Annotated in this window: 9 protein-coding genes; 6 read left to right on the forward strand and 3 right to left on the reverse strand. The window is 68.7% G+C overall.

Features of this window, described 5'->3' with window-relative positions:
* Position 1: 1 nt before the first annotated feature.
* Entirely contained in the window at positions 2–1,672 is a 1,671-nt protein-coding gene (locus G3N94_RS27065; RefSeq protein WP_205795600.1) for an acid phosphatase, read from the reverse strand.
* Positions 1,673–2,053: 381 nt separating this feature from the next.
* Here G3N94_RS27065 and G3N94_RS27070 point away from each other — a divergent pair, with 381 nt between their 5' ends.
* The 3 genes from G3N94_RS27070 (at position 2,054) to G3N94_RS27080 (ending at position 5,147) form a co-directional block, all read left to right on the forward strand.
* Positions 2,054–2,563: a BCAM0308 family protein gene (locus G3N94_RS27070; RefSeq protein WP_205795601.1), complete on the forward strand. Its 510-nt coding sequence runs from the start codon at positions 2,054–2,056 to the stop codon at positions 2,561–2,563.
* Positions 2,564–2,600: 37 nt separating this feature from the next.
* A complete protein-coding gene (gene ftsH, locus G3N94_RS27075; RefSeq protein ID WP_205795602.1) occupies positions 2,601–4,568 on the forward strand; it encodes an ATP-dependent zinc metalloprotease FtsH in 1,968 nt (655 codons plus the stop codon).
* Between the two features lie 111 nt (positions 4,569–4,679).
* Positions 4,680–5,147, forward strand: a complete 468-nt coding sequence (locus G3N94_RS27080) for an OsmC family protein (RefSeq protein ID WP_205795603.1) — start codon at positions 4,680–4,682, stop codon at positions 5,145–5,147.
* Positions 5,148–5,156: 9 nt separating this feature from the next.
* Here G3N94_RS27080 and otsA read toward each other — a convergent pair whose 3' ends face one another.
* Together otsA and G3N94_RS27090 are read right to left on the reverse strand one after the other, a co-directional pair.
* Positions 5,157–6,563, reverse strand: a complete 1,407-nt coding sequence (otsA, locus tag G3N94_RS27085; protein ID WP_205795604.1) for an alpha,alpha-trehalose-phosphate synthase (UDP-forming) — start codon at positions 6,561–6,563, stop codon at positions 5,157–5,159.
* Between the two features lie 262 nt (positions 6,564–6,825).
* Entirely contained in the window at positions 6,826–8,610 is a 1,785-nt protein-coding gene (locus tag G3N94_RS27090) for an adenosylcobalamin-dependent ribonucleoside-diphosphate reductase (RefSeq protein ID WP_205795605.1), read from the reverse strand.
* Positions 8,611–8,776: 166 nt separating this feature from the next.
* Here G3N94_RS27090 and G3N94_RS27095 point away from each other — a divergent pair, with 166 nt between their 5' ends.
* The 3 genes from G3N94_RS27095 to G3N94_RS27105 all read left to right on the forward strand — a co-directional run.
* Positions 8,777–9,676, forward strand: coding sequence for a LysR family transcriptional regulator (locus G3N94_RS27095; protein ID WP_205795606.1), 900 nt, complete (start codon positions 8,777–8,779; stop codon positions 9,674–9,676).
* Positions 9,677–9,835: 159 nt separating this feature from the next.
* The gene (locus G3N94_RS27100) at positions 9,836–10,837 is read left to right on the forward strand and encodes a hydroxymethylglutaryl-CoA lyase (protein ID WP_205795607.1); all 1,002 of its coding nucleotides are present in this window, start codon (positions 9,836–9,838) and stop codon (positions 10,835–10,837) included.
* Positions 10,834–11,891: CoA transferase (locus G3N94_RS27105; protein WP_205795608.1), on the forward strand; the 1,058-nt coding region annotated here is incomplete at its 3' end. The genes G3N94_RS27100 and G3N94_RS27105, both read left to right, overlap by 4 nt.

Genomic DNA, 11,891 nt, shown 5'->3' on the forward strand with positions numbered 1-11,891 from the left:
ATCAACCAAGATCGAGCGCGTTCGTCAGATCCCCCGGCGGCGTCTGCCCGCGCGCGGCGAACGCCTGGTTGCGCGCGGCCACGCCGTCGAGCGGCGCAAGCCCGTGCACGCGGCTGATGAAGCGCAGGATCGAGTTCGTGTCGTACAGCGTGTGGTCGACGTAACCCTTCTTCGCGAACGGCGCGATCACGAGCGCCGGAATCCGCGAGCCGGGGCCCCAGCGGTCGCCCGGCGGCGGCGCGACCGGATCCCACCAGCCGCCGTTCTCGTCGTGCGTCATCACGATCACCGTGTTCGCCCATTGCGGCCCGCGCCGGATGTGCTCGATTACGGTCGCGATGTGCCGGTCGCCCGATGCGATGTCCGCGTAGCCCGCGTGCATGTTCAGGTTGCCCTGCGGCTTGTAGAACGTGACGGCCGGCAGGCGGCCCGCGTCGATGTCGGCGAGCAGGCGGTTGGTCGACGGATCGTCGCCGAGCCCCGCGTCGCGCAGGTGGCGGCGGCGTGCTTCGGAGCCCGGTGCATAGCGGACGAAGTAGTTGAACGGTTGATGGTGATACTGGAAGTCGGGCACGGTGCCGGTGTCGCGATGCTCGAGCGCGTATTGCCACGCGCCGCTGTACCACGCCCAGTCGATGCCCTTGTCCGACAGCCGGTCGCCGATCGTCGCGTACGCCTGCGGCGGCAGCACGCGATGATCGCCCGGGTCGGCATACGCGGGGTTGCCGTTCTCCGGCGGCCGCACGTAGCTCGGCTGGTACGGCGGCGCCATCGTGTTGACCCCGTAGCCGTCGGGCGTGAGCGCGCCGTCGCGCTCGAACTTCGGCGGGCCGTCGAGCGCGGACGCCGGCGAATCGGCCGCGAGCTTCAGCCGCGTGCCGGCCGGGTCGTCGCCTTCGACGATTGACAGCAGCTTTGCCGCTTGCGGATGCTTGTGCGCATCCGGATACAGCGGCGCCTGCGCGGAAATCAGGAACATGTGGTTGAGCCACGAGCCGCCGAAGGCCGCCATGAAGAAGTTGTCGCACAGCGTGTACTGCCGCGCGAGCTGCCATAGCCGCAGCGTATCGGCCGAGTTGCGGTAATGCCCCATCACGAGGCCGCCCGAATCGGCCCACGCGGCGAACTGGTCGTTGCGGCCCGCGTTGATCTGCATCTGGTTCTGATAGAAGCGGTGCCACAGGTCGCGCGTGATCACGTCGTTCGGCAGCGGCTTGCCCTGTGCGTCGTGGATCTGGAACGGCGCATTCGGCAGCTTCGCGATGTCGTGCTCGCCGATCATGTAGCGCCGGCCGCCGACCTCCTGCGCCTGCGGCACGAGGCCGCCCCAGATCTTCGGCAGCTCCGGCAGCGGCGTCTTGCCGTCGCGGTCGAGCTGCAGCGCGTGCTCGCGCGACACTGCGCTCAACGGATATTGCACGCCGGGAAAATCCCCGTACAGGTTCGCGAAGCTGCGGTTTTCCGCATAGATCACGACGATGTTGCGCACACGATCGCGCAGCGCGTCGTCGAGCCGGAGATCGGCAGCCGAGCGCGGTGCCGCGCCGGCCGACGGCGCGGTTTCGCAACCGGCCAGCGCGACGCTCGCGCCGAGCGCGGCAATGCCGCCGAGCACGCGGCGGCGATCGGGATCGTCGGGGAGGTCATCGGGCCGGTCAGGGGGCTGGTTCACGTCGTGGGCTCCTCGGATGGGCGGGTGGGCGGCGTCAGATGCGTGGCCGATTGATTGCGGATTCGTTGCAGATTCAGCGCCGATTCATCATCGATTCGCGCGGGCGGCTTCGATAGTGCCAGCGATCGCGGCGCGCGCGTTATTGTCATAAAAATGTCACGAACACGACTATAACGCGACGAGGGTCGGGATCCAAGGATCGGGTCCGACGAATCGGCCGCGCGCGCATCGCTGCGAGACGCGCGGCCGCGAACTAGACTGGACTTACGGGCCGTGTGTACGCGGCACGAAAGAGTCGGTCGACGGCGCGCGCGACGCGCGGGTCCGCGCATGACCGCGCGAATGCGCAAGCGCCCATTCATTTGACGAAACGAGGCGACGATGAACCACTCGAATCCCACTCCGATGCAGTCGGCGATGCGGCGCGACCAGCGGCCGCCCGCGCATACCGACGACAGTTATCACGCGCCGAAGCGGCTCAAGACCGCAACCCGCTGCACGACGTGCGGCGCATCCTACGACGAAGGCCGCTGGACCTGGCACGCGGCGCCGGACGACGCGAAGACACTGCAGTGCCCGGCCTGCAAGCGCACCGAAGATCGCGCACCGGCCGGCGAACTGATCCTGAGCGGCGCGTACGTCGACCGCTGCCGCGCGGACATCCTCGCGCTGCTCAACCACCAGGCGGACGACGAAACCCGCGCGCATCCGCTCGAGCGGATCATGGAAATCGACGACGGCAACGCGTCGATGACCGTGCGCACGACCGGCGTGCACATGCTGCGGCGGCTCGGCAAGGCGATGCTGCGCGCGCACCACGGCAAGCTGACGCTGCACTATCCGGACGGCGAAGGGATGCTGCGCGCCGAATGGACGCGCGCGGACGCGTGAGCGCGCGACGCCGCACCCGCACGCCCGGCCTGATGCCATGGACAGGAAATTCGACTATCCGGGGCTGCTGATCGCGATCGGCTTCTTCGTGCTGTTCGCGGTGCAGTTGCTGATGCTGCATCCGTCGTCGACGTCGATCGCGTACAGCGATTTCCACCAGCTCGTCGCCGCGCAGCTCGTCGACGATCTCGAGATCAGCCCGACGTCGATCTCCGGCACGCTGCGGATGCCGCGGGCCGCGACGCTGCTGCCGGCGTCCGAGACGGCGGTCGTGAAGGAGGCCGGCGCGCCGTGGCGCTTCACGACGAACCGGGTAACCGACGACCACCTGATCGACACGCTGACGACGGCCGGAATCCGCTACCACGGCACCCCGGACACGGGCTGGCTGGCCGCGCTCGCGTCGTGGGTGCTGCCGCTGATCGGCTTCATCTTCATCTGGAACATGATGCTGCGGCGGCGCGGCGGGCTGCAGGACTTCAGCGGGATGGGCAAGAGCCAGGCCCGCGTGTACGTGCAGCAGGCGACCGGCATCACGTTCGACGACATCGCGGGCATCGACGAGGCGAAGGCCGAACTGCAGCAGCTCGTCGCGTTCCTGCGCAATCCGGAGCGCTACAGCCGGCTCGGCGGCAAGATCCCGAAGGGCGTGCTGATCGTCGGCGCACCGGGCACCGGCAAGACGCTGCTCGCGCGCGCGGTCGCCGGCGAGGCGGCCGTGCCGTTCTTCTCGATCAGCGGCTCGGCGTTCGTCGAGATGTTCGTCGGCGTCGGCGCGGCGCGCGTGCGCGACCTGTTCGAGCAGGCGCAGCAGAAGGCGCCGTGCATCGTGTTCGTCGACGAGCTCGACGCGCTCGGCAAGGTGCGCGGCGTCGGCATGATGTCCGGCAACGACGAGCGCGAGCAGACGCTGAACCAGTTGCTCGTCGAGATGGACGGGTTCCAGGCGAATTCCGGCGTGATCATCATGGCCGCGACCAACCGGCCCGAGATCCTCGATCCCGCGCTGTTGCGCCCCGGCCGCTTCGATCGCCACATCGCGATCGACCGGCCCGACCTGACCGGCCGCAAGCAGATACTCGGCGTGCACGTGAAGCACGTGAAACTTGGTCCCGGCGTCGATCTCGCCGAGCTGGCGTCGCGCACGCCGGGGTTCGTCGGCGCGGATCTCGCGAACGTCGTCAACGAAGCCGCGCTGCACGCGGCCGAGCAGGGCAAGCCCGCGATCGAGATGGCCGACTTCGACGAGGCGATCGACCGCGCGATGACCGGCATGGAGCGCAAGAGCCGCGTGATGAACGAACAGGAGAAGGTGACGATCGCGTATCACGAGGCCGGGCACGCGCTCGTCGCGCAAAGCCGCAAGCATTGCGACCCCGTGAAGAAGGTATCGATCATTCCGCGCGGCGTCGCGGCGCTCGGCTTTACGCAGCAGGTGCCGACCGAGGATCGCTACGTGCTGCGCAAGAGCGAGCTGCTCGACCGGCTCGACGCGCTGCTCGGCGGGCGGGTCGCCGAGGAGATCGTGTTCGGCGACGTGTCGACCGGCGCGCAGAACGACCTCGAACGCGCGACCGCGATGGTGCGGCACATGGTCACGCAGTACGGGATGAGCGAGACCATCGGCCTCGCGACCTTCGACGACGCCGCGCCGCGCGCGGGGGTGCCCGGCTGGCCGGCCAGCGACGGCCGCTGCAGCGAGCACACCGCGCAGCTGATCGACGACGAGGTGCGCGCGCTGCTCGAGGACGCGCATGCGCGCGTTGCCGCGACGCTCGGCGAGCGCCGCGATGCGCTCGAACGGATCGCGCGCCGGCTGCTCGAATGCGAAGTGCTCGAACACGACGAACTGCAGGCGCTGATCGCACCGCCCGGCGAAGCGCCGCGCCGTGCGGCCGCCGACGCGCAAGCGCAGCAGGGCGCCTCGACGAACGGGCCCGACGGCGCCACCGCCGACGTGCCCGACCTGATGACCTACGACGCGCCGCGCAAACCCGACCGCTGACGGCCGCTCACCGGTTCAAGCCATGGAAATGCCGATTGCGCCGCGCGCGTCGCCGTGCGGAGAATCGATCGGTACCGCGGTGCGCCCATCCCCTTTTTCGACGGAGTCGCCATGAGCGAAGAGCGTGTGTCGGTCGAAGTCGCACAACTCGACTGCTACCGTTTCGAGGTCCGGTTTCCCGGCACGGACCTGCCTGTCATGCTGACCGACGAGCCGATGCCGCTCGGGCGGGGGCAGGGACCGAATCCGGTCCGCCTGCTGGCCGCGTCGGTCGCGAACTGTCTCGCCGCGAGCCTCCTGTTCGCGCTCGAGAAAAATCACACCGATCCGCAGCCCGTCACCGCGCAGATCGACGTCGACATGGTCCAGAACGAGACCGGGCGCGTGCGGGTCGGCGCGATGGCGGTGCGGCTGATGATCGGCAAACCGTGGGCCGATCTCGCGCAGGTGTCGCGCGCGCTCGAGCAGTTCGATGCGCTGTGTGTCGTCACCGAAAGCGTGCGGACCGGCATTCCGGTTTCGGTCGACGTGTGCGATATAAACGGCGCGGTGCTCGAGGACGTGCAGACGAGTCTGTGACCGCGCGCGTCAGAGTGGCGTGGCCGCCGCGGCCTCGGACGCAACGGCGAGCGCGTCGAGAAAGCGCGTGCGCCACCAGTGCACGTCGTACTTGCGCACGGTCGCCATCAACGCTTCATAGCGCTGGCGCCGCTCGTCGAGCGACATCGCGAGCGCGCGCTGGATCGCCTGCGCGGTGCCTTGCGTATCGTAAGGATTGACGAGCAACGCCTCCTTCAGCTGCTCGGCCGCGCCCGCGAAGCGCGACAGCACGAGTACGCCCGGATCGCTGCCGTCCTGCGCGGCGAGGAATTCCTTCGCGACGAGATTCATCCCGTCGCGCAGCGGCGTGACGAGCGCGACGCGGCTCGCGCGATACAGGCCCGGCAGGCGCTTGCGCGCGACGGTGCGGTGGATGTAGCGCATCGGCATCCATTCGAGTTCGCCGTAGTCGCCGTTGATCGCGCCGCACAGGCTGTCCATCTCGCGCCGCAGATCGTCGTACGCGCCGAGATCCTCGCGGCTCGGCGCGGCAATCTGGATCAGCGTCGCGCGATTGCGGTTCTCCGGATACTGTTCGAGCAGCTGGCGGAACGCTTGCACGCGCTGCGGCAGCCCCTTCGTGTAGTCGAGACGATCGACGCCGACGAGCAGCTGGCGGCGCGAATACTCGTCGCGCATCCGTTCGAACATGTCGATGCCGTCGCGATCGTCCGCGAGCGCCGCGAATTCGTCGACGTTGATGCCGATCGGAAACGCGCCCGCCGACAGCGTGCGGCCGAACGCGTGCAGCCGCCCGTCGGCAAGGCGCGCCGCGCCGGCTTCCGCTTCGACGTAATGCTCGAAGTGCAGCAGGTCCGATTCGGTCTGGAAGCCGACGAGGTCGTACGCGAACAGCGAGCGCATCAGCCATTCGTGCTCGGGGATCGCCGCCATGATCGGCGGCGGCGGCATCGGAATGTGCAGGAAGAAGCCGATCGGGTTCGTGCAGCCCATCGCGCGCAATTCCGCCGCGAGCGGAATCAGCTGGTAGTCGTGCACCCACACGACGTCGTCGGGGCGCAGCAGCGTGCGCAGCTTGCGCGCAAACAGCTGGTTCACGCGGCGATAGCCGTCCGCGAAACGTCGGTCGAATTGCGCGAGATCGAGCCGGTAGTGGAATACCGGCCACAGCACGTTGTTCGAGTAGCCGAGGTAGTAGGCGTCGTAGTCCTGCGGATCGAGATCGATCGTCGCGAGCTGGATTCCGCCGACGTTCTGCAGCTGCACGTCGTCGCTGCGGCCGGGCGTGTCGCCGTCGCCGCGTAACCTTCCGCTCCAGCCGAACCATACGCCGCCCGTTTCCTGCAGGCTGTCCTTCACGGCAACAGCGAGCCCGCCTGCAGCGGCCTTGCGTGGATCTGCGATGCGATTCGATACGACGACGAGACGGCTCACCAGCTCTCCTGACGAATAGTGGGGAATGGGCTTGTGCGGCCAGGCGGCGCGAAAGTTGCCGCCGTCGGCACCATCAACGCGATCGGCACGATCGACGCAACAGGCACGACAGGGCCGCAATGATCGGACGGGTGTCAAGGCACGCGACCCGCCGTCCGACCGGGAGTGCTTTTTTTAGGATACTCGGCATTCGTCGGTTTTAAAAGCCTGCATTCTGCACTTGCAATCCATACTCGGCATTTACGCCAATGTGCGGCGGCCGTCAGCACGCGTGCGACGCCGTTCGCCCCGTGCTGCCGCCGACGATCACCGACGCGAACGCCGGATCCGGACGGAAGATCGTGATGCCTTTCAGGCGTTCGCGCCATGCGGCGAAGAACAGCGCATCGACCTGCGCGAGCGAGCAGCGACGGTCGACGTTGACCGTCTTCGAGATCGCCGCGTCGACACACGGCTGCAATGCGGCGAGCATCGACACGTGGTCGGCCGGCGCGACGTCGGCCGCTTTAACGAAATAGTCAGGCAGCGGCGCCTGCTCGCCATGCAGTTGCCGGAACAGCCGATACGCGTGATTCTCCGCACGAATCGCATGCACGTGGTTGTCGCCGGTGCGCACGTGGCGGCGCTGCACCCAGTCGATCGCGGGCTCGATACCGTGCGAGCAGTTGTCGCCGAACGCGAGGCTCACGCTGCCCGCCGGCGCGAACGACAGCAGATGGCTGTTGCGCAGCCCGTGACGGGCGATCGCCTGGCGCACCACGAGCGGCAGCGGCGCGCGATGCGCGCAGCCGTCGAGATAATCGGCGGGCTCGTAAGCGGGAAACACGCCGCGCTCGGCCGCGAGCAACGCCGACGCGGAGAACGCGTGCTGGCGCATCGTCAGTGCGATCTCGCGTGCGACCATCCGCGCGGCGCCGCTGTCGTAGCTCAGCCGCAGCATCGCGAGCGCGTCGGCGAGCCCCGTCACGCCGATGCCGATGCGCCGTTTTTCGTGCGCTTCGCGCGCATGCTCGGCGAGCGGCCACACCGTCAGGTCGATCGCGTTGTCGAGCATGCGCACCAGCACGCGCACTTCGTCGGCGAGCGTCGCGAAATCGAAACGCGGCTCGCCATCGATGCCGAACGGATGGCGCACGAGCCGCGACAGGTCGATCGGCGCGAGCACGCAGCTGCCGTACGCAGGCAGCGGCTGCTCGCCGCACGGATTCGTCGCATCGATGCGCTCGTGCGCGCGCAGCGAATCGGCCGCGCCGATCGTGTCGAGAAACAGCAACCCAGGCTCCGAGCTGTCGCGCGCTTCGTTCACGATCGCATGCCACAGCGCGCGCGCGGGCAAGCTTGCGTAGATCCAGTTGCCGTCCGGCAGCGCCGTTTGCGTGCACGCCGGCGCGCACGGCGGCACGCGATGCCGCAGCAACCACGGCAGGTTGTCCGCGACTGCCGCCATGAACGCATCGGTCACGCCGACCGACAGGTTGAAGGTCGGCCAGCGCCGCCGGCCGTGCTTCGCTTCGACGAATGCGACGATGTCCGGATGGTCACAGCGCAGCACCGCCATCTGCGCGCCACGCCGCGGCCCCGGGTACGGCAATGCGCGACACAGCAGATCGAAGCGGTCGATCGCCGTGCATATGTCGGGGGTATCGGGGCCGCGCCGTTCGTATGCCGCCGCGGGCGGCAGCGATGAAAAATCGTAGCCGACGCCGCCGCCCATCAGCAGCGTGACGCGCGCCTCGTCGAGCGCGCGCGCGAGTGCCGCGTGCACGGCTGCGACCGATGCGTCGTCGGGCATCCTGACCGGATGCACGAAGCAGTTCACCATCGTGCCGTCCGCGCCGGCGCCCGCATTCGCCATGATGCGGCCCGCGCCGATCGCGCCGCGCTGCATGTTCCGGTAGAACAGCTGCTCGACGTGTGCGCGCGACGTCATCGGCTCGGCAAGCGACAGCGCATGCGCGACGCGCCGGAACACCGCCGCGCGTGTGGTCTCGCCCGCACGCGCATAGCGATCGGCGAGCACTGCGGCACAAACCGGCTGTTCGTCCATGGCGTCGCTTTCATGCGGGCAATATGGACACTGTACGAAGCGCATGCGCGGCGATTTTGATCAAACGCAATCGGCAGCAGCTTCGTCGCTCGACACTCGGACATGCGTCGTGTAGCGCGAACTGTCGTATGCTAGGCGGCCCTCTACGCGCATCCTGAGTGTTCCTATGAGCTGGCAAATCGATCAGATCACGTTGCGCCTGTTCATCGCCGTCTGCGAGGAAGGCTCGATCGCGCGCGCCGCCGAACGCGAGTTCATCGCCCCTTCGGCGGTCAGCAAACGGCTCGCGGATCTCGAAGCGCTCGTCGACGTCGCGCTGCTGTCGCGCGGCCAGCGCGGCGTGCGCACGACCGCCGCGGGCGACGCGATGGTGCTGCATGCGCGGCAGATCATGCGCAGCTACGAGCGCCTGCAGGCCGAGCTCGGCGAATATGCAGCGGGCGCGCGCGGTCATGTGCGCGTGCTCGCGAATGTGTCGTCGATGGTCGAGTTCCTGCCCGAAGCGCTGGCCGCATTTCTGCAGACGCATCCGCACGTGCGCGTCGATCTCGACGAACGCGTGAGCGTCGATATCGTGCGCGGCGTCGAGGAAGGGCAGGGTGACCTCGGCATCTGCCGCGGCTTCGTGCCGACCGGTTCGCTACAGACCTTGCCCTATCGCGGCGACCATCTCGCCGCGATCGTGCCGGCCGCGCACCCGCTTGCGGCGCGCGCATCCGTCAGCTTCGTCGACACGCTCGACTACGACCAGCTCGGCCTCGCGTCGAACGCGTCGGTTAATGCGCTGATGCAGCGTATCGCGGCGGAGAAGGGCCGCGACCTGACCTACCGCACCTGCGTATCGACGATCGACGCCGCGTACCGCTTCATCGAGGCGGGGCTCGGCATCGCGGTGCTGCCGCGCGAGGCGCTCGAGCGGCGCAGCGGCGGCCCCGGCAGGCTCGCCGCGATTCCGCTCGACGATGCATGGGCCGAGCGCAGCTTCGTGATCTGCATGCGCGACCGCGCGACGCTGTCGTTGCCCGCCGCACGTCTGCTCGAGCACCTGCTCGCGACTCCCGACTAACCCTGACAGGTTTTTCCCGAATCTGCCGCGGCACCCCACGCGGCGCGGCTGTGCAGCCATCGCGCATCGCGATGGCGCCCATCGTCAATCCAGACTGTGCAGCGAGCGCGCGGCGCGGCACGCTCACGTCCGGGCTCCTCACACGACAGGATGAAGACGATGGATTCACGCGACGGACCGGACACGATCCCGGTCACGATCACCGAAGTCGGAATGCGCGACGGGCTGCAGAGCATCGCCCGCACGATGGCGACCGACGCGAAGCTGCGCTGGATCGATGCCGCGTATGCGGCCGGCGTGCGGCACATGGAAGTGGCGTCGTTCGTGCCGCCGAAGCTGCTGCCGCAGATGGCCGATGCCGATGCCGTCGTCGCGCATGCGCTGACCTATCCCGACCTGCACGTCAGCGCGCTGGTGCCGAACGAGAAGGGCGCGGAACGCGCGCTCGCATGCGGCGTGCGTCGCGTCGTCGTGCCGCTGTCGGTCAGCGCTGCGCACAGCATCGCGAACGTGCGCAAGACGCCCGACGCGATGCTCGACACGTTCGCGGCGATCTGCGCGCTCGCGCGCGGCCGCGCGGAGACGGTCGCCGGGCTGTCGACCGTGTTCGGCTGCACGCTGCAAGGCGCGGTGCCGGTCGATGACGTCGTGCGCATCGCACAGCACGCGCTCGCGGCAGGCGCGGACACCGTCGCGCTCGGCGACACGACGGGCCACGCGACGCCGCGCCAGGTCGGCGACGTGATTAACCGTGTGCGGGCGGTTGCCGGCGCACGGCTGTGTTCGCTGCATTTCCATGACACGCGCGGGCTCGGCCTCGCGAATACGGTGATCGCGCTCCAGCACGGCATCCGCGCGTTCGACGCGTCGCTCGCGGGGCTCGGCGGATGCCCGCACGCGCCGGGCGCGACCGGCAACGTGAACACCGAGGATCTCGTGTTCATGCTGCACGCGATGGGCCATGCGACCGGCATCGATCTCGCGCGGCTGATCGCGTCGCGCGACGTGCTCGCCGATGCGCTGCCCGGCGAACCGCTGTACGGCTATGTCGCACGCGCGGGCGTGCCCGATTTCATGGCCGATTTCGTGGCTGACTTCATGACCGACTTCGGGCCCGCTTCGACGCCCGTTTCCAGACCTGATTCACAGGTGACCGCATGACCGCCTCCGCTTCCACCTCCGCTGCTTCGCTGCCGCTGGCCGGCATCCGCGTCGTCGAACTGTCGCACATGGTGATGGGCCCGACCTGCGGGATGATCCTCGCCGACCTCGGCGCCGACGTGATCAAGGTCGAGCCGCCGCGCGGCGACAGCACGCGCCGTCTGCTCGGCACCGGCGCGGGTTTCTTCCGCACTTTCAACCGCAACAAGAAAAGCGTCGCGCTCGACGTCGACACGCCCGACGGGCTCGCCGCGCTGCAGCGCCTCGTCGATCGCGCGGACGTGTTCGTCGAGAACTTCAAGCCGGGCCGTATGGCATCGCTCGGGCTCGACTATGCGACGCTCAGGCAACGCAATCCGCGCATCGTCTACGTGTCGCACAAAGGGTTTCTCGACGGCCCGTACCAGCACCGGCTCGCGCTCGACGAAGTCGTGCAGATGATGGCCGGGCTCGCGTACATGACGGGCCCGGTCGGCCGGCCGCTGCGCGCGGGCAGTTCCGTCAACGACATCATGGGCGGGATGTTCGGCGCGATCGGCGTGCTTGCCGCGCTGTTCGAGCGACAGGCCACGGGGCAGGGCAAGGAAGTGCAGAGCGCGCTGTTCGAGAACTGCGTGCTGCTGTCCGCGCAGCATATGCAGCAGTATGCGGCGACCGGCGTGCCGGCCGCGCCGATGCCGGAGCGGATCAGCGCGTGGGCCGTCTACGATGTGTTCGAGCTGGCGGACGGCGAGCAGATGTTCGTCGCGGCGACGGGCGATGCGCAATGGCGCGCGCTGTGCACGATCCTCGGCCGCGACGACCTGCTGGCCGACCCCGCGCTCGCCACCAACAACGACCGCGTGCTCGCGCGGCCGCGGCTGCTCGCGACGCTCGGCGACACGCTGCGCACCCGGACGCGCGCGGCGCTCGTGCCGCTGTTCGAGCGGCACCACGTGCCGTTCGCGTCGATCACGAAGCCCGAGGACCTGTTCGACGATCCGCACCTGCTGGCCAGCGGCGGGCTCGCGCCGCTGACGCTCGACGACGGGTCGCAGACGCCGATGCCGCTGCT

The organism is Burkholderia sp. Ac-20353 (assembly GCF_017104785.1).
Lineage (GTDB): Bacteria > Pseudomonadota > Gammaproteobacteria > Burkholderiales > Burkholderiaceae > Burkholderia.

Bases quoted from the DNA above. Each gene is read 5' to 3' on its own strand.
- G3N94_RS27070 (WP_205795601.1), top strand. From the start codon at position 2,054: ATGAACCACTCGAATCCCACTCCGATGCAGTCGGCGATGCGGCGCGAC.
- ftsH (WP_205795602.1), top strand. From the start codon at position 2,601: ATGGACAGGAAATTCGACTATCCGGGGCTGCTGATCGCGATCGGCTTC.
- G3N94_RS27080 (WP_205795603.1), top strand. From the start codon at position 4,680: ATGAGCGAAGAGCGTGTGTCGGTCGAAGTCGCACAACTCGACTGCTAC.
- G3N94_RS27090 (WP_205795605.1), bottom strand. From the start codon at position 8,610: ATGGACGAACAGCCGGTTTGTGCCGCAGTGCTCGCCGATCGCTATGCG.
- G3N94_RS27095 (WP_205795606.1), top strand. From the start codon at position 8,777: ATGAGCTGGCAAATCGATCAGATCACGTTGCGCCTGTTCATCGCCGTC.
- G3N94_RS27100 (WP_205795607.1), top strand. From the start codon at position 9,836: ATGGATTCACGCGACGGACCGGACACGATCCCGGTCACGATCACCGAA.